The organism is Streptomyces sp. NPDC007189, from assembly GCF_040703635.1.
In the GTDB taxonomy this organism is placed as follows: Bacteria; Actinomycetota; Actinomycetes; order Streptomycetales; family Streptomycetaceae; genus Streptomyces.
This window is the reverse complement of record NZ_JBEYEY010000012.1, coordinates 267,676-288,093: the sequence shown is the minus strand read 5'-3', so window position 1 is coordinate 288,093 and position 20,418 is coordinate 267,676. Positions and strand designations below refer to the sequence as shown.

Below are 20,418 nucleotides of genomic sequence, written 5' to 3'. Positions count from 1 at the left end.
GTCGAACTGCCCGGCAGGGAGCGGCGGATCCTGGAGACGCCGTACCGCAACGTCGTCGAGGCGGCCAAGAGCGAGGTCGACGGCATCGTCGCGCGCCGGTCCGTCGACCGGCGCCGCCCCCTCGGCTTTCCCCTCCGTACCGGAACCCCGTGAATCCCCCCGGGTCCCCTCCCGGGTTCCGATGACAGGTCCGACACCCGGGGCCCGGGGAGGGTTGCACGGAAGCTCAGGATTTCTGCTGGGGCGGGAGGCTGCCGCGACGCGGCGGCCGGGCAGCCTCCGCCGCTTCAGCGGCTCGTCAGCGAACCGAAATCGTCACCGGCTTGGAGACGGTCTTGCCGTCCTTGGTGCGCAGGGTCTGGGCGCCCTTGGCCTTCACCTTCTCGGTGAGGCGGTAGGTGCCGTGCTTGACGGTGGTGGTCAGCGGCAGGGAGACCCAGTGGGAGCCGTGCTTCTCCTGGAGGGTGACCTTGCTGCCCTCCTTCAGGCCGGTCGCACGGCCGGAGAGGACGACCTTGTCGCCGGGCTTCACGTGGGTGCTGCTCGCCGAGAGGGTGAGAGCCGGCCTCGGAGCGGGGGCGGCGGTGGCGGCCGTGGCACCGCCCACGACGACGGCGGCGGTCACCAGGGAAACGGCAGCGGTACGCATCTTCTTCACGAAAGACTCCTTGGTGGAATTGTTTTCCGTCCGCCCTCTCGGCGGACTCGGGCGTACAGACACGACCTGCGGTTTCACCGGTTCCGGAATTCCGCGAAAAAAGAAAAAGAGACAGGCGTTCCACAGGAATTCCTGTCCCTTTCACAGAATTGGCCGCGGTTATGAGAAAGCCCTGTGGAAACGCTCCGCCGTCTCCGCCAGCACCTCCCTGCCGTCCCTGGCCCACAGCCCCTCTTTGAAGAGTTCGACCTCGATCGGGCCCGTGTAGCCGGCCGCCTCGACGTGGTCCCGCCACTCGCGCATGTCGATCGCGCCGTCGCCGAGCTGGCCGCGGCCGTTGAGGACGCCCTCGGGCAGCGGGGTGGTCCAGTCGGCGAGCTGGAAGGTGTGGATGCGGCCGGCCGCGCCCGCGCGGGCGATCTGCGCCGGCGCCTGGTCGTCCCACCAGATGTGGTACGTGTCCACGGTGACCCCGACCTGGTGCGCGGGGAAGCGCTCGGCCAGGTCCAGGGCCTGGGCCAGCGTGGAGACCACGCAGCGGTCGGAGGCGTACATGGGGTGCAGGGCCTCGATGGCGAGGCGGACCCCGTGTTCCCCGGCGTAGGGCGCGAGTTCGGCCAGGGCGTCGGCGATGCGTTCCCGGGCCGCCCTCAGGTCCTTGCTGCCGGACGGGAGGCCGCCGGAGACCAGGACCAGGGTGTCGGTGCCGAGGGTGGCCGCCTCCTCGATCGCGCGGCGGTTGTCGGCCAGGGCGGCCGCCCGCTCCCGCGGGTCGGTCGCCGTGAGGAATCCGCCCCGGCACAGGGTCGTCACCGTCAGACCCGCCCCGCGGACCAGTTTCGCCGTCGCCTCGACGCCGTACGACTGGACCGGCTCACGCCACAGGCCCACCCCTCCGATACCCAATTCCACGCAGGCGTCGGTGAGTTCGGGCAATGACAGCTGTTTCACCGTCATCTGGTTGATCGAGAAGCGTTCGAGACCGGTCACTGGGCGACTCCGTACAGGGCGAGCAGGGTCTTCATCCGTTCTTCCGCCAGCTTCGGGTCCGGGAACAGGCCGAGGCCGTCGGCGAGTTCGTAGGCGCGGGCCAGGTGCGGCAGGGAGCGGGCCGACTGCAGGCCGCCGGCCATCGTGAAGTGCGACTGGTGGCCGGCGAGCCAGGCGAGGAACACCACGCCGGTCTTGTAGAAGCGGGTCGGCGGCTGGAAGAGGTGGCGGGACAGCTCGACCGTGGGGTCCAGCAGGCGCCGGAAGCCGGCCGTGTCGCCCGTGTCCAGGACCCGTACGGCCTCGGCGGCCAGCGGGCCCAGCGGGTCGAAGATGCCGAGCAGGGCGTGGCTGAAGCCCTGCTCGTCGCCCGCGATCAGCTCGGGGTAGTGGAAGTCGTCACCGGTGTAGCAGCGCACGCTCGGGGGCAGCCGGCGGCGCAGGGCGACCTCGCGCCCGGCGTCCAGCAGCGACACCTTGATGCCGTCGACCTTGTCCGGGTGCGCGGCGATGACCTCGAGGAACGTCTCCGTCGCCGCGTCCAGGTCGTACGAGCCCCAGTAGCCCTCCAGCGCCGGGTCGAACATCGGGCCGAGCCAGTGCAGGATCACGGGTTCGGCGGACTGGCGCAGCAGGTGGCCGTAGACCTCCAGGTAGTCCTCGGGGCCCCGGGCGGCAGCGGCCAGGGCGCGCGACGCCATCAGGATCGGCTGGGCGCCCGCCTCCTCCACCACGGCGAGCTGTTCCTCGTAGGCCGCGCGGATCTCCGCCACGCCGCCGCTCGTGATCTGGTCGGTGCCGGCCCCGCAGGCGATCCTGCCGCCCACAGCCTTCGCCTCCGCCGCGCTACGGCGGATCAGCTCGGCCGCGCCCGCCCAGTCCAGGCCCATGCCGCGCTGGGCGGTGTCCATGGCCTCGGCGACACCGAGCCCGTGGGACCACAGGTGGCGGCGGAAGGCCAGGGTGGCGTCCCAGTCGACGGCGGCGGGCGAGTCGGGGGTCGTGTCGGCGTACGGGTCGGCGACGACGTGGGCCGCGGAGAAGACCGTGCGGGAGGTGAAGGGGGTGCCGGCAGACACGGCCAGCGGCTCGGTGCGGGGCTCGTAGGTGCGCAAGGAACCGTCAGCCGCGGGGAGTTGGACGGTCACAGCGAAATCTCCGGTACGTCGATGCGGCGGCCCTCGGCGGAGGACTTCAGGCCCAGCTCGGCGAGCTGGACGCCGCGGGCGCCGGCCAGCAGGTCCCAGTGGTACGGGGCGTCGGCGTGGACGTGCTTGAGGAACAGCTCCCACTGGGCCTTGAAGCCGTTGTCGAACTCGCCGTTGTCCGGGACCTCCTGCCACTGGTCGCGGAAGGCCTCGGTGGCGGGGATGTCCGGGTTCCAGACCGGCTTGGGGGTCGCCGAGCGGTGCTGCACGCGGCAGTTGCGCAGGCCGGCCACCGCCGAGCCCTCGGTGCCGTCGACCTGGAACTCGACCAGTTCGTCGCGGTGGACGCGCACCGCCCAGGAGGAGTTGATCTGGGCGATGGCGCCGCCCTCCAGCTCGAAGACGCCGTACGCGGCGTCGTCGGCGGTGGCGTCGTAGGGCTTGCCCTGTTCGTCCCAGCGCTGCGGGATGTGGGTGGTGGCGAGGGCCTGGACGGACGTGACGCGGCCGAACAGCTCGTGCAGGACGTACTCCCAGTGCGGGAACATGTCGACGACGATGCCGCCGCCGTCCTCGGCACGGTAGTTCCAGGAGGGGCGCTGGGCCTCCTGCCAGTCGCCCTCGAACACCCAGTAGCCGAACTCGCCCCGCACGGACAGGATCCGGCCGAAGAAGCCGCCGTCGATGAGCCGCTTCAGCTTCAGCAGGCCCGGCAGGAAGATCTTGTCCTGGACCACGCCGTGCTTGACGCCCCTGGCGTGGGCGAGACGGGCGAGTTCGAGGGCGCCCTCCAGCCCGGTCGCGGTCGGCTTCTCGGTGTAGACGTGCTTTCCGGCGGCGATCGCCTTCCTGATCGACTCCTCGCGGGCGGAGGTGACCTGGGAGTCGAAGTAGATGTCGACGCCGTCGTCCGCGAGCACCGCGTCGAGGTCGGTCGAGACGTGCTCCAGGCCGTGCCGGTCGGCGATCTCCCTGAGCGCGTGCTCACGTCGGCCGAGCAGGATCGGTTCCGGCCACAGCACGGTGCCGTCGCCGAGGTCGAGGCCGCCCTGCTCACGCAGGGCGAGGATCGACCGGACGAGGTGCTGGCGGTAGCCCATGCGCCCGGTGACGCCGTTCATGGCGATACGCACCGTCTTGCGTGTCACGTGAGTCCCCTCTGTGCAGCTTCTGTGCCACTCCGCGCCCGATGCAGCAAGCGCTTTCTATCGATGAGAAGCTAGCCTCTGCACGGTGGTCCGTACAAGACCGTGTCCGCTTCGAGTTGTTCGAGGGGGCGAACAACTCGGGGCCATGGCCTTAAGGTCTGCTCGACGGATTCTCGGAACCAGCAGCAGGACGTGGCTGTCTACGAGGGCGTACGACACGATGCGCGACCGGAGGACGACGAGATGACGGTGACCCTGGCGGATGTGGCGGCCCGCGCCCAGGTCTCACCCGCGACGGTGTCGCGCGTGCTGAACGGCAACTACCCGGTGGCCGCCTCCACGCGCGAGCGGGTGCTGCGGGCGGTGGACGAGCTGGACTACGTCCTCAACGGCCCGGCGAGCGCGCTCGCGGCGGCCACCTCCGACCTGGTCGGCATCCTCGTCAACGACATCGCCGACCCGTTCTTCGGGATCATGGCGAGCGCGATCCAGGCCGAGATCGGCGGTGTCGGGGGCGGCCGGGCGGGCGGCGAGCGGCTGGCGGTGGTCTGCAACACCGGCGGGTCCCCCGAGCGGGAGCTGACGTATCTGACCCTGCTGCAGCGGCAGCGGGCGGCGGCCGTGGTGCTGACCGGCGGGGCCGTGGAGGACGCGCCGCACGCGGCGGCGGTCGCGGCGAAGCTGCGCAAGCTGACGGACGCCGGGACGCGGGTGGTGCTGTGCGGGCGGCCGCCGGCGGCCGACACCGGGGCGGTCGCGCTGACCTTCGACAACCGGGGCGGGGCGCGCCGGCTCACCGAGCATCTGCTCGGCCTCGGCCACCGCCGGCTCGGCTACATCGCGGGCCCCGAGGAGCGTACGACCACCCGGCACCGGCTGGAGGGGCACCGGGAGGCGCTGGCCGCGGCGGGGGTCGAGGAGGACCCGCGCTGGACGGTGCACGGGCGGTACGACCGCCAGTCCGGGTACGAGGCGACGCTGGAACTTCTTCGCCGGGACCCTTCGCTGACGGCCGTCGTCGCCGCGAACGACTCCGTCGCGCTCGGGGCGTGTGCGGCGCTGCGGGAGTCGGGGCGGCGGATTCCGGAGGACGTGTCGGTCGCCGGGTTCGACGATCTGCCGTTCAGTGTGGACGCGGTGCCGTCGCTGACGACCGTGCGGTTGCCGCTGGCGGAGGCGGGGGCGCGGGCGGGGCGGATAGCGATGGGGCGGGAGGAGCCGCCGCCGGGCGCCATCGCTGCGATCAGGGGGGAGTTGATGGTTCGGGGGTCTTCGGGGGTGCCGCGGGTTTGAGGCGCCGTGGGGTTTGCTCACCCGCCCACCCGTTTACTGCCGGCCGGGAAGCGACCGTCCCAGCAGTGGCAGCGGCGCCTCGCCTCTCCTGCGGTCCCGGTACCAGCGTTTGCCGGTGTCGTAGGCGCGGCGGGCCCGGCGGACGGCGGGGATCTGGGTGGCGAGGTGGACCTGGTAGCGCCAGGGGGTCTGGTGGCCCTGGCGTACCGACATGGCATAGGCGAAGGACACCGGGTCGCGGTCCAGGTAGTCGTCCAGGCGCTCGAACCAGGCCATGCTGGTGCGCGCACCGGACTGGATGCCGTGGAGTTCGGCGCGCCGGTGCTGGTCGTACTCGCGCAGGGCCACCTGCGGGTCGGGGAACTCCGCGAGGGCGTGGGCCAGCACCATCGCGTCGATCATCGCGAGCCGGGTGCCGGAGCCGAGCGTGAAGTGCGTGGTGTGCGCGGCGTCCCCGGCCAGGACGACGTTGCCGTCGACCCAGGTGCGGTTGCTGATGTGCTGGAACCGCTGCCACTTCGCCGGTTCGCCGCGTGAGCGGCTGATCAGGGAGTGGCCGTCGAGCGCCCGGTGGAAGATCTTCTCCAGCAGCGGGACGGCGTCGTCGGAGTCGAGCGTGTCGAGGCCGAGGCCCTGCCAGGTCTGGGGGGAGCACTCCACGATGCAGGTGCTGATCCCGTGGAACGACGGATAGGCGTGGAACCAGATCCAGCCGGCCGGGGTCTCCTCGAAGTCGAACACGAAGCTGTCGAACTGCCGGTCCGTGCCGAGCCAGATGTAGGGGTTGCGGCCGGTCTCGATCCTGGTGCCGAAGTGCTCGGCGCGGCTTTGCCGGATCCGGCTGCCCGCGCCGTCGCAGGCCACGATCAGGTCGGCGTCCGGCAGGTCGGTGGGGCCGGCGAGCGTCTCGTGCCGGACGTCGACGCCGAGGGACCGGGCGCGGCGGGTCAGGATGTCCAGCAGGGCGGCGCGGCCCAGGCTGTAGCCGTAACCGCCGAAGTAGGCGGTGCCGTCGTGCCGGCTGCCGTGCACGCGGATCTCCTGGTCCTGCCAGAGCACGGAATGGGCGCTCACCGCCCGTGCGCTCTCGGGGTCGTTGCGGTGCAGGATGTCGAGCAGGTCGTTCCAGTACACGACGCCCCAGCCGTACGTCGCCTCGGGCGGGTCGCGTTCGATCACGACGATCTCATGACCCGCGTCCCGCAGCTTCGCGGAAATCGAGAAGTACAGCCCGGCCGGGCCTCCGCCCACGCACACGATCCTCATCCGGTCACCGCCTCAGGGTGCAGTCGCAGGGATCCGGGTGCCCGTGGGGCCGGGCACCCGGATCCGCCTTTCGTTTGTCAGGTGGGGTCGATGGTCAGGTGGGGTCGATCACTGCAGGGCTGTCAGTCCCAGCCCCAGCCACCGCCCCAGCCGCCGCCCCAGCCGCCGCCCCAGCCGCCGCCGTGGCCCCAGCCCCAGCCGCCGCCGTGGCCCCAGCCCCAGCCGCCGCCGTGACCCCAGCCCCAGCCGCCGCCGCCGTCGCCCCAGCCCCAGCCCCAGCCGCCGCCACCGTTGTGGTACGACGTGACGACGTGGTCGGGGGCCGCGGTGGTCGTGGCGGCGTGGGCCGCTCCGGCTCCTGCGGCGATGGCGAGCAGCGGTGCCGAGCAGACGGCGATGGCCACTCTCTTGATTCGAGACGTGTGAGCGCGCATGACGATCCCCTCTCCGAGGGTGTGATGGATGTTCCGGGGGCCTCGAAGGGGCCTCCGCGGTGCGCTGCAGAGCCTGCGCGTCGCTCTGCGGGCCGCCCGCCGCCCGCGGTCTGCGTTTCCGGCGGCGGACTGTCACGTCCGTCTAAGTCGGACATAAGTGACTTTTCACTATCAACCTACGTTCGGATCGCACGGGAGTCAAAAGCAGGACCCGGGCCGCAGCCTAAAGAACAGGCAAAAAGGACCCCGGTCCGGACGGCCAAAGCCCTTGCCGCACAAGTGGATTCGCCCGCCGGCACCCTCGGCCGTGGACGCGGGCGGGCGACGGACCTACTCTCTGAGGGACGGTATCTCTGACTCAGTCAAACATCCGGGGGCGATCATGACCGTCCAGGACGTCCGTGCCTTCAACCGCTTCTACACGGGCGTCATCGGCGCCCTCGACTACGGCCGCCACCTGTACGCGCCGTACACCCTCACCGAAACCCGTGTGCTGTACGAACTCGCCCAGGCGCCGCACCTGGACGCGGCCGACCTGCGCACCGGGCTCGACCTGGACGCCGGGTATCTGAGCCGGATCCTGAACAAGTTCGAGGACGCCGGGCTGATCGAGCGCGGGCCCTCGCAGAGCGATCCGCGCCGGCGGCGGGTGCGGCTCACCGCGCGCGGGCGGGAGACCGCCGCGCTGCTCGACGAGCGGGCCCGGGAGACCGTCGGGGCCCTGCTCGACACCGTGGCCCCCGCCGACCGGCCGCGACTGGCGGAGGCCATGCGAACCATCCAGGACGTCCTCGGCGCGTCGGACACCGCGGGGCGGGCCCGGTCCGGCGAGGTCCTGCTGCGCGATCCGGGCCCCGGCGACCTCGGCTGGATCGTGCAGCGCAACGCCGCGCTGTACGCCGCCGAGTACGGCTGGAACGCCGGCTACGAGGCGCTGGTGGCCCGGATCGTCGCCGACTTCGCACAGGACCACGACCCGCGTCTGGAGCGGGTGTGGATCGCCGAACAGGACCAGCGGCCGGTGGGCTGCGTGATGTGCGTACGGGACGACGCGCCCGGCACCGCGCGGCTGCGGCTGCTGCTCGTCGAACCGGAGGCGCGCGGGCACGGCGTCGGCGACCGGCTGGTGCGGGCCGTGATCGACTTCGCGCGCGGGGCGGGGTACCGGGACCTGGTGCTGTGGACCAACGACGTGCTCGGCAGTGCCCGCCGCCTCTACCAGCGGCACGGCTTCGCCCTCGTGTCCGAGAAACCCCACCACTCCTTCGGCAAGGACCTGGTGGGGCAGGACTGGCGGCTGCGGTTGCCGGGGGCGGCTGAGTGAGGGGCGGGTCCAGCGGGTGGCGCGGGCGGCGGACCTGGAACGGGTCTGTGCCCGGTGGGTGAGGGACGGGTGAGCGCTTGGGTCGGGCCGTGACCGGATCTGCGCGGATCTGCCCGGATCGGGCCGGTGACGAGTAGGGTCCGGAACATGAAGCTGGCGTTCTCCACTCTCGGTGTCCCCGGCCTGCCCGTCCCTGAGGTCCTGGCGCTCGCGACCGCGCACGGCTATCACGGCGTCGAACTGCGCGCCCACCCGGAGGAGCCGGTCCACCCCGGCCTCTCCCCCGCCGAACGCGCCGAGACCGCGGCCCTGTTCAAGGAGGCCGGCGTCGAGGTCCTGGGCCTGGCCGGGTACGCGCGCGTCGCCGCGCCCGGCGACGACGCCCCCGTACTGGCGGAAGTCCGGGACCTCCTGCAGCTCGCCCATGACCTGGGCGCGCCGTACGTCAGGGTCTTCCCCGGCGCCGACCCCGACCTGCCCCATGAGGAGTCCGACGCGCTCGCCGCCCGGCGGCTCGGTACGGCCGCTGAGGACGCCGCCGCGCTGGGCGTGCGGATCCTGCTGGAGACGCACGACTCGCACCGCACCGGCGCGGACCTGATCCGGGTGCTGGGCCCGGTCGGGCACCGGCAGGTGGGCGCGCTGTGGGACGTCATGCACACCTGGCTGGGCGGTGAACAGCCGGCCGACACCTACGCCGCGCTCGCCCCGCACCTGGGGTACGTGCAGGTCAAGGACATCGCGTCGGCGCAGGACACGACCCCGCTGCCGCTGGGCTCGGGGGTGCTTCCGCTCACCGAGTGCCTGGACGTGCTGCTGCGGCGCGGCTGGGACGGGTGGCTGTGCTGGGAGTACGAGAAGCGGTGGTACGAGGCGGCCGCCCCGCTCGAGGGTCTGCTGGGGGCGGGGCGGGAGCACGTGCTGCGCTTGCTGGGCGAGGCCGCGTAGGGGCGGTCGACGTGCGGCTGAGAACTCGGGGCTGCCGGGCCGTTGCCGGGTGCGGGTGCGTCGTGGTTTCTCGCGCAGTTCCCCGCGCCCCTTACGGGGCGCTAATTCGGTGGCCGGGGTGCGGGGGGCCGGTTAGCCTCCCTCGGTGATCCAGCCGTTCATCGATGTACGACCTCTGCGCGCCTCGCCCGTCTTCCGGCGGCTGCTGATCGGGCGGACCGTGTCCGTGCTGGGCGGGTTCATGACGATGGTGACGGTCATGTACCAGGTGTGGGACATGACCCGCAGCACGGCGTGGACCGGTGCGGTGGGACTCGCGCAGGCGTTGCCGCTGGTGGGGTTCGGGCTGTTCGCGGGGGCCTGGGTGGACCGGGCGGACCGGCGGCGGATCTTCCTCACGGCGACCGTGGGCCAGGCGGCCTGCTCCGCGCTGCTGGCCGTGCAGGGGTTCACCGGGCACGTCCCGGCGGCGGCCGTGCTCGCGCTGGTCGCCGCGCAGTCGGCGTTCGGCGCGCTCGGCGCCCCGGCGGCCGGGGTCTTCGTGCCGCGTCTGCTGCCGAAGGAGCAGGTGGCCGCCGGGCTGGCGCTGAACCAGATCACCGGTCAGGCGATGATGCTGCTCGGCCCCGCGCTGGCCGGCGTGCTGCTGGCCCGGCTGGGCATCGGCGCCTGCTATCTGCTGGACGCCCTCAGCTTCGGCGTCGCCTTCTACGGCGCCTTCGGCCTGCCCGCGCTGCCCCCGCGGGGCGAGCCGTCGCGCGCGGGGGTGCACGGGGTGCTTGACGGGCTGCGGTTCCTGGCCGGGCACCGGGTGGTGCGGGGCGCGCTGATCACCGACCTGGCCGCGACCGTCCTGTCCTTCCCGGTCAGCCTGTTTCCGCTGGTGAACGCCGAGCGGTTCGGCGACGACCCGCGCACGCTCGGGCTGTTCCTGTCGGCGCTGGCGGTGGGCGGTGTCACGGCCACCGCGCTGTCGGGCGCCGTGACGCGGCTCGGCCGGCCGGGTCCGGTCATGCTGGGCGCGGCGGCCGTCTGGGGCGCCGCGCTGGTCCTGTTCGGGCTGACCACCGACCCCTGGGCGGGGCTCGCCCTGCTCGCCGTCGCGGGCGCCGGGGACGCCACCTCGGTGGTCTGCCGGTCCACGATCGTGCAGACCCGCACTCCGGACGCGCTGCTCGGCCGGGTCACCGCGGCCGAGCAGATCGTCGGTCAGGCGGGCCCCAGCCTCGGCAACGTGCGCGGCGGCCTGGTCGCCGGCTGGTCCTCCGGCGCGATCTCGCTGATCACCGGAGGACTGATGTGCCTACTGGCCGTGGGGGCGGTGACCGCGACGACACCCGGACTGCGGGAGCGGCGGGCACCGGGGACGGCCGAAGGGACCGCCGCCGGGGCGCCGGACAAAGTCATGGGGTGAGCCCGGGGCCGTCACCTCGCCCCGGCTCCCAACTCCCCTCCGCACCGGCGCCTAGAGCCGCCGGGCGCACCCCACCGGTCTGTTCCCGCCGAGCTGGACGTACAGGGCCGTCGATGCCGGGCAGTCCTCCCGGGCCGCCGTCGCCCTGGTGATCCGGTACTGCGGGCGGTGCCGGCCGGAGCCGTCGCACGGGGTCTCGCGGACCTGGCCCGTGCCGGAGGAGTACACGCAGTCGCCGGGGATGGTGCGGGGGCCGCCTCCGCGGCCGGGGTCGCCGGGGTGCGGGGGCTCGAGGTCGCGCATGCAGGCGTAGCCCTGCGGGATCGCGCCGTCGCCGTCCTCGTCGCCCGCCGTGGCCTGGGCGCTGATGTGCAGCACGAAGTCGGTGGTGGCCGGGCACAGGGGCCCGTCGGTGACGGCGCCGTCGTACCGGGCGACGACCCTGGCCGCCGCCCGCTCGCTCGCGCAGGGCACCTCGGTGAAGCTGGTCGTGCCGAAGGAGCTGCACTCGCCGACCGCGAGGAACTCGGCGCCGTAGCCGCCGGTCGTGGCCGGGGTGGGGCGGGCGTCGCCGACGGGGGCGCCCGCCGGGCCCCGGCAGCCGGTCAGCAGCACGGCCGGCAGCAGGAAGGCCAGGCATGCCAGGCACGCGGCGTTCGCGGCACCTTTCCCACGCATGGCCATCCCCCCTGACACCCCCGGGCCAGCGTGGCCCTCGGCGAGGGGGCCACGCCAGACATGAGGGAGGGTTTCCGCCCGTTGGGGGGATTGCGCCCGGTGTGTGGCGTACGGCTAGTACGTCAGCCCGTACCCGATCGGGTACAGCACCTGCGTGGGGTCGTCGGCCCGCTGCACCGGCACCGGCAGCTTGCCGCGCGGGGGCACGTCTCCGGCGATCACCCGGGCGGCGGCGCGCACCTCGACGTCGGTCCAGCCGTAGGAGGCCAGGCAGGCCTTGACGGCGGGGTACTGGGCCACGTCGTAGGGGTTGCGCACCGCGACGGCGGCCACGGGCCTGCCCGTGGCCAGCAGCTGCCGCACGAGCGTGGTCTGCGAGCTGCCCGCCGTCACGTTGTAGGTGGCCACCACCACCGCGTCCGCGTCCTGTGCGGCGGCGACCGCCTTGGCGATGGTCGCGGCGGAGGGCGCGGTCCCGGTGGACAGGGCGGTGGCGGTGAAGCCGAGTTCGGTGAGGGCGGCGGCCAGGACGGCGGTGGGCGGGCCGTCGGTGGCGGAGGGGGAGGCAGGGTCGGCGCCGACGACCAGGACGCGGGGCTGGGCGCGCGGGGAGAAGGGGAGCGTGTCGTCCTCGTTGACCAGCAGGGTCGTGGTGCGCCCGGCGATCCGGTCGGCCGCCGCCAGGTGCGCCGGGGTGCCGACCCGGTCGAGGTCGGTCCGGCCGGCGCGCGGGTCGTCGAAGAGGCCGAGCCGGGCCTTCAGGCGCAGGATGCGCAGGATCGATTCGTCGAGCCGGGACTCGGTCAGCTCGCCGCTCCGGACGGCCTTCAGCACCGCGTTCCAGGCCACGTCGAGGGAGGGCGGGTTGAGGAGCTGGTCGACGCCGGCCTTCAGGGCGAGCACCGGCACCCGGTCGTCGCCGTACTTGACGCGGACGCCCTCCATGCCGAGGGAGTCGGTGATCACGACTCCGTCGTAGCCGAGTTCGCCGCGCAGGATGCCGGTGAGGATCGGGTGGGAGAGGGTGGCCGGGTCGCCGGAGTCGTCCAGGGCCGGGAACTGGATGTGCGCGGTCATGATGGAGTCGATGCCGGCGGCGATCGCGGCCCGGAAGGGCACGGCGTCCAGCTTCTCCCACAGCTCGCGGCTGTGGGTGATGACCGGCAGGCCGGTGTGGCTGTCGGTGGCGGTGTCGCCGTGGCCCGGGAAGTGCTTGGCGGTGGCCGCGACCCGGGCCGCCTGATAGCCCGTCACCTCGGCGGCGACCAGCGCGGCGACCGCGTCCGGGTCGGCGCCGAACGACCGTACGCCGATGACCGGGTTGGCCGGGTTGACGTTGACGTCGGAGTCCGGGGAGTAGTCCTGGTTGATGCCCATCGCGCGCAGCTCGGTGCCGGAGACGCGGCCGAGGGTGTGCGCGTCGGCGCGGGAGCCTCCGGCGCCGATCGCCATGGCGCCGGGGAAGAGGGTGGCGGGCTTGCCGACCCGGCAGACCGCGCCGTGCTCCTGGTCGGTGGCGATGAGCACCGGCAGGCCGCGCGGCTGGGCGAGGGAGGCGCGCTGGATGCCGTCGGAGAGGCCGGCGATCTGGCGCGGGTCGTGGGTGTTGTGGGCCCAGGCGAAGTAGATGATGCCGCCGACGCGGTACTTGGCGATCAGCTCGGCGGCCGTGCGGACGCCGATCTCCTTGAGGTTGGCGTCGATGTCGGCCTGGTCGGGGTCGGTGGCGGAGGCGCCGTAGACCCGCATCACGAAGAGCTGGCCGACCTTCTCCTCGAGCGTCATCCGGGAGATCAGGGCGCGCAGCCGGCGGTCGTCGCCGGGCGTGGCGGCGCGGGCGGTCGTCGGTACGGCCAGCGCGGCGGTGAGGCCCGCGGTCGCGGCGAGGACGGCGCGTCTGGAGGGTCGTGCGGTGTTTCCCGTGCTGCTGTCGCTTCCCGTGCTGGCGTCGTGCACGTGCGCTCCTTCCGGAGGAGAACCGCTGAAGGAAACTTCCGAGGAGTCACCAATATCCGGGAAGTTTCTTTCCGTCAAGGGAATGCACAGTAACCACGGAAGGGGCCGTCACCGGCGCATGGGAGGGGGGCGCGCCGGTGACGGCGGGCGCCGGCCGTGCCGCGGCGAAGAGGGTGGGTCGGCATGTCGCGGCCAGTCGCGAGCGGCCGACACCACGGCACGGAAGACTCGTCCGGCAACCTGCCCCTTGGACGAACCGGGCGCGCGCCGGGTTCCCCCGACCGGCAGAGCACGGGGCAGTCGCGTCCGTCCGCGCAGCCAGGGGAAGGAAATTGACGAACGGTCAGATCTGTTCGGCCGTCAGCACAGGATCCACCCGGTACTGATGCCCGGCCGTCCCACCGAGCCCTTGATCCATACGCAGCGGTGGCCGGCGTGGACCGTGACCGGGCCCGCGTGGTGGCGGTACCAGCCCGTGTCGACGACCGGGCGGCTGCCGCGGGCCTGGACGCTGACGGACATCGGCCGGGCGGAGCCCGGGTTCCGGGCGAGGGTGACGGCGCAGACGTAGCCGTCGCGCTTGTAGACGTGGGTGACCCCGGTGCTGAACGGCAGGGCCCGCACCTCGTGTCCGGAGCAGCCGCCCGCCGGGGCCGCCTGGGCCGCGCCGGCCGTCACGAGGCCGAGCGCCCCGGTCACGGCCAGCACGGCCGCGCCGAGTGCCAGCCGCCGTCGTATCCCACCACTGTCCACTGCCGTTCTCCCCCTTGCCGTGGCCCTGCACCCCCGATATCCGTACTGCTGTACGGACGCACGACGTATGTCGGATGGTTGCACGGCCGTCAGCGACAGGGGTCAGCGGGAGGCGGTGACCGGCTCCTCCGGCTCGGGGCGGCCGACGAAGGTGCGCCACAGCTCGGCGTACCGGCCGTCGCGGGCGAGGAGTTCGGCGTGGGTGCCGTCCTCCGCGACCCGCCCGCGGTCCATCACCACCACCCGGTCCGCGCGCGCCGCCGTGGTCAGCCGGTGGGCCACGACCAGGGTGGTACGGCGGCCCGCCAGGCGGTCGGTGGCCTGGTTGACCTGGGCCTCCGTGGCCAGGTCGAGGGCGGCCGTGGCCTCGTCGAGGAGCAGGATGTCCGGGTCGACCAGCTCGGCGCGGGCGAGCGCGATCAGCTGGCGCTGGCCCGCCGAGAGGTTGCGGCCGCGCTCGGCGACCTCGTGCAGATAGCCGCCCTCCAGCGTGGCGATCATCTCGTGCGCGCCGACCGCCCGCGCCGCCGCCTCCACCTCGGCGTCGGTGGCGTCGGGACGGCCGTAGGCGATGGCGTCCCGGACGGTGCCGGGGAACAGGTACGCCTCCTGCGGGACCACGCCGAGGCGGTGCCGGTACGAGGTCAGGTCCAGGGCGCGCAGATCGACGCCGTCGACCGTGACCCGCCCGGCGGTGGGGTCGTAGAACCGCGCCACCAGCTTGACCAGGGTCGACTTGCCGGCGCCCGTCTCGCCGACGAACGCCACCGTCTGCCCGGCCGGGATCGTCAGGTCGACGCCGGTCAGGGCCTCCTCGTCGGCGCCGTAGGCGAAGTGCACGCCCTCGAAGGCGATCTCGCCGCGCAGGGAGAGGACCTCGCGGGGCTCGTCCGCCGACTTGGTGGACGTCGGCTCGCGCAGCAGCTCCTGGATGCGGCCCAGGGAGACCGTGGCCTGCTGGTAGCCGTCGAAGACCTGGGACAGCTGCTGGACCGGCGCGAAGAACAGGTCGATGTAGAGCAGGTAGGCGACCAGGGCGCCGGTCGTCAGGGTCGCCGCCTCCACCCGGCCCGCGCCCGCGATCAGCACGCAGGCGGAGGCGACGGACGACAGCAGCTGCACGAACGGGAAGTAGACGGAGATCAGCCACTGGCCCCGGATGCGGGCGCGCCGGTAGCTGTCGCTGCGCTCGGCGAACCGCCGCCCGCCGTCCCGCTCGCGCCGGAAGGCCTGCACGATCCGCAGCCCGGCCACCGACTCCTGCAGATCGGCGTTGACCACCGACACCCGCTCGCGGGCGAGTTCGTACGCCTTGACGCTGGCCCGGCGGAAGAAGAAGGTCGCGACGATCAGCGGGGGCAGCGTCGCGAAGACGACGAGGGCGAGCTGGAGGTCGATCACCAGCAGGACGCCCATGATGCCGAAGAAGGTGACGACCGAGACGAACGCCGTGACCAGGCCCGTCTGCAGGAAGGTGGACAGGGCGTCGACGTCCGTCGTCATCCGCGTCATGATCCGGCCGGTCAGCTCGCGCTCGTAGTAGTCGAGCCCGAGCCGCTGCAGCTGGGCGAAGATCTTCAGCCGCAGCGCGTACAGCACCCGCTCGCCGGTGCGGCCGGTCATCCGGGTCTCACCGATCTGCGCGGCCCACTGCGCGAGCACGGTCAGCAGGCCGAGCAGCGAGGCCGCCCAGACCGCGCCGATGGCCGCCTTCGTCACGCCCGCGTCGATGCCGTGCCGGATCAGCACCGGCAGCAGCAGGCCCGCGCCCGCGTCCACGGCGACCAGCAGCAGGCTGACCAGGAGGGGCAGGCCGAAGCCGCGCAGCAGGCGGCGCAGGCCGTAGGAGTCCTCCGGCAACACCGCGCGGGCCTCGTCGATGCCGGGGATGTCGGTGGCCGGGGGCAGCGCCTCCACCTGGGCGAGGAGTTCGGGGGTGGCGGGGGTGCCGCCGAGCGCGTGGTCCTTGGGGGTGCGGTCGCCGGTCCACAGCCTGGGGGTCACGCCCCGCTCGGCGTCGAACTCGGCGTCCAGCTCCTCGCGGACCGAGGTGTCCTCGCTCGGTACGGCGGGCTCGGCGTGGCCCGGGGAGACCCCGCCCAGCTCGTCCGGGTCGGTCAGCAGCCGGCGGTAGAGCGCGCACCGCTCCTGGAGTTCCTCGTGGGTGCCGAGGTCGGCGAGCCGGCCGCCGTCGAGGACGGCGATGCGGTCGGCGAGGTTGAGGGTGGAGCGGCGGTGCGCGATGAGCAGGGTCGTACGGCCCTCCATCACGTGCTTCAGCGCCTCGTGGATCTCGTGCTCCACGCGGGCGTCGACGGCGGAGGTGGCGTCGTCGAGGACGAGGAGCCGCGGGTCGGTCAGCAGGGCCCGGGCGAGCGCGATCCGCTGGCGCTGGCCGCCGGACAGGGTCAGGCCGTGCTCGCCGACCTTGGTGTCGTAGCCCTCGGGAAGCTCGGCGATGAAACGGTCCGCCTGGGCGGCGCGGGCGGCCCGCTCGATCTCCTCCCGGGTGGCGTCCGGGCGGCCGTACGCGATGTTGCTGCGCACGGTGTCGGAGAAGAGGAAGGAGTCCTCGGGCACGAGCCCGATCGCGGCCCGGAGGCTGTCCAGGGTCAGTTCGCGCACGTCGTGGCCGCCGACCAGGACCGCGCCGTGGGTGACGTCGTAGAAGCGCGGCAGCAGCAGGGAGAGGGTGGACTTGCCGGAGCCTGAGGAACCGACGACGGCGAGGGTCTCCCCCGGGCGGATCTCGAAGCTCAGCCCGTCCAGCACGGGCCGCTCGTGGTCGTACCCGAACGACACGTCGTCGAACTCGACACTGGCCGGCGCGTCGGCGGGCAGCTGTTTGGTGCCGTCCTTCATCGTCGGCTCGGTGTCGATCAGCTCCAGGACGCGCTCGGTGCCGGCCCGGGCCTGCTGGCCGACCGTGAGGACCACCGCCAGCATGCGGACCGGGCCGACCAGCTGGGCGAGGTAGCTGGAGAAGGCGACGAAGGTGCCGAGCGTGATGTGCCCGCGCACGGCCAGCCAGCCGCCGAGGGCCAGCATGGCGACCTGGCCGAGGGCGGGGACGGCCTGCAGGGCGGGGGTGTACGTGCTGTTCAGGCGGATCGTCCGCAGCCGCCCGGCGAACAGCTTGCGGCCGACCTCCCTGAGCTTCCCGGTCTCCTGCTCCTCCTGCCCGAAGCCCTTCACCACGCGTACGCCGCTCACCGCGCCGTCGACCACGCCGGCGACGGCTGCGGCCTGGGCCTGGGCGTACCAGGTGGCGGGGTGCAGCTTCCTGCGGCTGCGCTTGGCGATGGCGTACAGGGCCGGGGCGACGGCGAGCGCGACCAGGGTCAGCGGCAGCGACAGCCAGGCCATGATCCCCAGGGAGATCAGGAAGAGCAGGACGTTCCCGATGGTCATCGGAAGCATGAAGAGCAGGCCCTGGATCAGCTGCAGGTCGCTGGTGGCCCGGCCGACGACCTGGCCCGTGGAGAGCTCGTCCTGGCGGCGGCCGTCCAGGCGGGTGATCGTGCCGTACATCTCGGTCCGCAGGTCGTGCTGGACGTCGAGGGCGAGTCGGCCGCCGTAGTAGCGGCGGACGTAGGCGGACGCGTAGACGAGGAGGGCCGCGCCGATCAGGGCGCCGGCCCAGGGGGCCATGGAGCGGGTGTGGTTCCCGATCACGTCGTCGATGATCACCTTGGTCATCAGCGGGACGACGGCCATGACGGCCATACCGGCGAGGGAGGAACCGAGGGCCAGGATCACGTCCCTGGGGTAGCGCCAGGCGTAGCCGGCGAGCCGTCCTGCCCATCCCCGTTGCGGTGCCACGCGGGTGCCTTCCTGTCGACCTGCTCTACCGGAAGGCACCAACGCGCAGGTGAGCGGATTTCATCCCTCCGCAACAAAACCCTCCCCCGCAAAACCAGGGGGGAAGGTCAGACGCGTACCCGGAGGTAATAGAACCGGGTCGTCTGTGCCGCGTTCTGGTTGTCGTCGCTCACCAGGAGGACCTTCAGGCGGCCGGTGCGGTCACGTCCCGTGATCGTCATGCCCTCGATGTTGTCGAGCAGGGGGTTGGGCTGGGGCTGCTTCGCCGTGGCGCCGAGGCTCGGGCAGTCGGCGATGTCGGCCAGCAGGGTCTTCTTGATCAGGCGCACCGACGGCTGGCCGGTGAGGTTCTCGATGCCGCTGGTGTCCGTGGCGTGGCGGGGGTCGGCCAGGTAGAGGCGGACGGTGTTGCCGACGCCGGAGGTGAAGCCGCGTTCCAGGACGAGGAGGCGGCCGTCGGGCGTGGCCTGGACCTCGGGGACACCGAGCCCGGCGTCGGTGCGGTAGGCGTACTGGGCGGAGAGCCGGAAGTGGCCGCCCGCGGTGCGCCGCCAGGTCTGGAAGCGGACGATCCCCGTCGAGTCGCCCGCGATCGCGTCCTCCATGGAGGCCAGCAGGGTACGGCCGCCGGGCAGCAGGGTCAGGCCCTCGAAGGTCTGGTTGGCGGTGGCACGGCCGGCCGGGGCGACGAGGAGGGAGGACGGGACGGGGAGCCGGTCGAGGATCCTGCCGCCGGCGGAGTAGCGGCGGATCGACGGCTCGGTCTCGGAGGTGACGAGACGGGTGCCGTCGTGGTCGACGACCAGGCCCTCGGAGTCGAGGTCGGCGCCCTGCTCGTCGGCGAGGTGGACGGCGGACCTCGGCTGAAGGGTCTGCGGGTCCAGGCCGAAGAGGGAGGAGCGGTCCTCCAGGGCCGCGATCGACCCGTCCCGGTCGACGGCGAGCGCGGAGAAGTTGCCGACGAACGTGCCGTCGTACGTCGTCTTGTCGAGCGCGTCGGAGAAGCGGTCGATGGAGACGGACGGCGAACAGGCGTGGCCGGTCGCGGAGTCGGCGGCGCTCGCGGGCCCGGCGGCGGTCAGCGTGGTGGCCGCCGCCAGGCCGGCGGTCAGGGTGGCGAGTACGGTTCTCAGGCGCATGCCGGTCACCGTAGGCCGGACGGGTGTCCGGCGGGAGACCGCGCCGTGAACCGCCTCGCAGGGTCAGCCCTGCGGCGGCACCGCGACGAAGGCCTCGCTGGGCTTGCTGGTCGGGGTGTAGACCGCGGTCGCGGAGGTGGTCGGCACCAGGTCCTTGTGGATGACCTTGGCGACGTTCTGGATGGTGGTGACGCCGTAGTCCATGGTGCTGTTGTCCTGCGTGAGCACCGAGATCATGTAGTCGTGGCCGGCGCCGTTGAAGGTGCCGAGGCTGTGCACCCGCCAGCCGTGCGTCGAGCGCTGCAGCCAGCCGTTCTTGACGTGCACGGAGACCGTGGACGGCGCGCCGGCCGGGGTGCCCCAGCGCTGCGAGGAGATGACCTGGCCCATCAGCTTCAGGATGTAGGCGCGGGAGTTGTCGCTCAGCACGCTGTTCTTGGCGGTGACGAGCTTGAGCAGCTTCTGCTCGTCGGTGACGTTCTCCTGGGTCAGCCCCCAGTAGCCGTTCGCGCCCGGCACGGTCTTCGTCATCCCGGCGGCGGCGAGGAAGCCCTTGATCTTCGTCATGCCGAGCTGCTTCCACAGCGTGGTCGTGGCGTTGTTGTCGGACTTCGTGATCATGGCCTTGGTGAGGGAGACCTCACGGTCGGTCAGATAGCGGTTGTGCTTCTTGGCGTCCCACAGCAGCGTCGCCAGCACGGTGACCTTGACGGTGCTGGCCGAGTCGTAGGAGCTGGTGGCGCGCAGGGTGCAGGTGGTGCCGGTGCCGCGGTCGTACACGCCGAGGGCGACGGTGCTCTTGCGGTTCGCGAGGGCGGCCGTGATGTCCTTCTGCAGCTTGTCGGCGAGGCCCGCCTTGGCGGACGTACAGCTGACGGCGGCCGTGGCCGCGGCGGCGGGGGCGGCGGCGGCCACGGTGGGTATGAGCAGCGCGGCACCGAGGGCGGCGGTGAGCGCGCCGGTACGTCGTGAGGTCCGGGGATTCATACCCGGTTGACGCACGGAACCGGCCGAATGGTTGTACAGCCGATATGACGCCGGACGTTCGGCAGGTCCGGTGGATGGCAATCATTCGCTCATGCCAGAGGACAAGGAGAGCGCGCACAGCCGTTCCGGACGGCTGTTCGCGGCATTGGCCGCCCTGCACTTCCTCGCCGCACCGGGCCGCACGCTGCCCGGCCCCGACGCGTTCAAGCCGAAGGACGAACTGCCGAAACGCCTGCAGCGCCTCAAACAGGGCATGTACGACGACCTCGTCCTCGCACGCGCCCGAGGAGGCGCCCACTGGAAGGCGGCATCGGAGGTGTTCCGGTCGATACCGTCCTTCCTGGATCCGGGACCGCTGTCACCCCACACCATCAGCCTCAAGGAGTCGGCGGACCACCGGGCCGGATACGACGCCCAACTCGCCGCGCTGAAAAAGGACTTCCCCGGCCTGCTGCCCTGA

Annotated in this window: 17 protein-coding genes; 5 read left to right on the top strand and 12 right to left on the bottom strand. The window is 72.6% G+C overall.

The features are described 5' to 3' along the window. Window positions 1–298 precede the first annotated feature (298 nt). The 4 genes from AB0950_RS24965 to AB0950_RS24950 all read right to left on the bottom strand — a co-directional run bounded on the left by AB0950_RS24965 (window position 299) and on the right by AB0950_RS24950 (window position 3,944). Window positions 299–649 (bottom strand): hypothetical protein, encoded by a 351-nt coding sequence (locus tag AB0950_RS24965; RefSeq protein WP_366779442.1) that lies wholly within the window; start codon window positions 647–649, stop codon window positions 299–301. Between the two features lie 168 nt (window positions 650–817). Continuing rightward, the gene (locus tag AB0950_RS24960; RefSeq protein ID WP_366779436.1) at window positions 818–1,648 is read right to left on the bottom strand and encodes a sugar phosphate isomerase/epimerase family protein; all 831 of its coding nucleotides are present in this window, start codon (window positions 1,646–1,648) and stop codon (window positions 818–820) included. Beyond that, window positions 1,645–2,796, bottom strand: coding sequence for a dihydrodipicolinate synthase family protein (locus AB0950_RS24955; RefSeq protein WP_366779435.1), 1,152 nt, complete (start codon window positions 2,794–2,796; stop codon window positions 1,645–1,647). The genes AB0950_RS24960 and AB0950_RS24955 overlap by 4 nt, the downstream gene beginning before the upstream one ends. Next, on the bottom strand, window positions 2,793–3,944 hold the full coding sequence (locus tag AB0950_RS24950) for a Gfo/Idh/MocA family oxidoreductase (protein ID WP_360144992.1): 1,152 nt from the start codon (window positions 3,942–3,944) through the stop codon (window positions 2,793–2,795). The genes AB0950_RS24955 and AB0950_RS24950 overlap by 4 nt, the downstream gene beginning before the upstream one ends. A gap of 243 nt (window positions 3,945–4,187) precedes the next feature. Between AB0950_RS24950 and AB0950_RS24945 the strand changes: the two genes are divergently transcribed. Then, window positions 4,188–5,237, top strand: coding sequence for a LacI family DNA-binding transcriptional regulator (locus AB0950_RS24945; protein ID WP_360144995.1), 1,050 nt, complete (start codon window positions 4,188–4,190; stop codon window positions 5,235–5,237). 33 nt (window positions 5,238–5,270) lie between these two features. Here AB0950_RS24945 and AB0950_RS24940 read toward each other — a convergent pair whose 3' ends face one another. After that, complete coding sequence (locus AB0950_RS24940) at window positions 5,271–6,488, bottom strand: FAD-dependent monooxygenase (RefSeq protein WP_360144998.1); 1,218 nt, start codon at window positions 6,486–6,488, stop codon at window positions 5,271–5,273. 137 nt (window positions 6,489–6,625) lie between these two features. After that, window positions 6,626–6,907, bottom strand: a complete 282-nt coding sequence (locus AB0950_RS24935; protein ID WP_360145001.1) for a hypothetical protein — start codon at window positions 6,905–6,907, stop codon at window positions 6,626–6,628. A 412-nt stretch (window positions 6,908–7,319) separates the two neighbouring features. Between AB0950_RS24935 and AB0950_RS24930 the strand changes: the two genes are divergently transcribed. The 3 genes from AB0950_RS24930 to AB0950_RS24920 all read left to right on the top strand — a co-directional run bounded on the left by AB0950_RS24930 (window position 7,320) and on the right by AB0950_RS24920 (window position 10,623). Then, window positions 7,320–8,261 (top strand): bifunctional helix-turn-helix transcriptional regulator/GNAT family N-acetyltransferase, encoded by a 942-nt coding sequence (locus tag AB0950_RS24930; protein WP_366779434.1) that lies wholly within the window; start codon window positions 7,320–7,322, stop codon window positions 8,259–8,261. Between the two features lie 147 nt (window positions 8,262–8,408). After that, complete coding sequence (locus AB0950_RS24925; RefSeq protein ID WP_360145007.1) at window positions 8,409–9,209, top strand: sugar phosphate isomerase/epimerase family protein; 801 nt, start codon at window positions 8,409–8,411, stop codon at window positions 9,207–9,209. Window positions 9,210–9,354: 145 nt separating this feature from the next. Next, window positions 9,355–10,623, top strand: a complete 1,269-nt coding sequence (locus AB0950_RS24920) for an MFS transporter (RefSeq protein WP_366779433.1) — start codon at window positions 9,355–9,357, stop codon at window positions 10,621–10,623. A 51-nt stretch (window positions 10,624–10,674) separates the two neighbouring features. Here AB0950_RS24920 and AB0950_RS24915 read toward each other — a convergent pair whose 3' ends face one another. The 6 genes from AB0950_RS24915 to AB0950_RS24890 all read right to left on the bottom strand — a co-directional run bounded on the left by AB0950_RS24915 (window position 10,675) and on the right by AB0950_RS24890 (window position 19,958). After that, window positions 10,675–11,301 carry a hypothetical protein gene (locus AB0950_RS24915; protein WP_360145013.1) on the bottom strand — a complete coding sequence of 209 codons (627 nt, stop codon included), beginning with the start codon at window positions 11,299–11,301 and terminating at the stop codon, window positions 10,675–10,677. Window positions 11,302–11,415: 114 nt separating this feature from the next. After that, entirely contained in the window at window positions 11,416–13,257 is a 1,842-nt protein-coding gene (locus tag AB0950_RS24910) for a glycoside hydrolase family 3 protein (protein ID WP_360145016.1), read from the bottom strand. A 360-nt stretch (window positions 13,258–13,617) separates the two neighbouring features. After that, on the bottom strand, window positions 13,618–14,010 hold the full coding sequence (locus AB0950_RS24905; protein ID WP_360145019.1) for a hypothetical protein: 393 nt from the start codon (window positions 14,008–14,010) through the stop codon (window positions 13,618–13,620). 102 nt (window positions 14,011–14,112) lie between these two features. Further along, window positions 14,113–17,832, bottom strand: a complete 3,720-nt coding sequence (locus tag AB0950_RS24900) for an ABC transporter ATP-binding protein (protein WP_366779431.1) — start codon at window positions 17,830–17,832, stop codon at window positions 14,113–14,115. A 107-nt stretch (window positions 17,833–17,939) separates the two neighbouring features. Continuing rightward, complete coding sequence (locus tag AB0950_RS24895) at window positions 17,940–18,971, bottom strand: esterase-like activity of phytase family protein (RefSeq protein ID WP_366779430.1); 1,032 nt, start codon at window positions 18,969–18,971, stop codon at window positions 17,940–17,942. Window positions 18,972–19,034: 63 nt separating this feature from the next. After that, on the bottom strand, window positions 19,035–19,958 hold the full coding sequence (locus AB0950_RS24890) for a serine hydrolase (protein WP_366779429.1): 924 nt from the start codon (window positions 19,956–19,958) through the stop codon (window positions 19,035–19,037). Window positions 19,959–20,049: 91 nt separating this feature from the next. On the opposite strand from AB0950_RS24890, the gene AB0950_RS24885 reads away from it, so the two are divergent. After that, window positions 20,050–20,418 carry a hypothetical protein gene (locus AB0950_RS24885; RefSeq protein ID WP_366779428.1) on the top strand — a complete coding sequence of 123 codons (369 nt, stop codon included), beginning with the start codon at window positions 20,050–20,052 and terminating at the stop codon, window positions 20,416–20,418.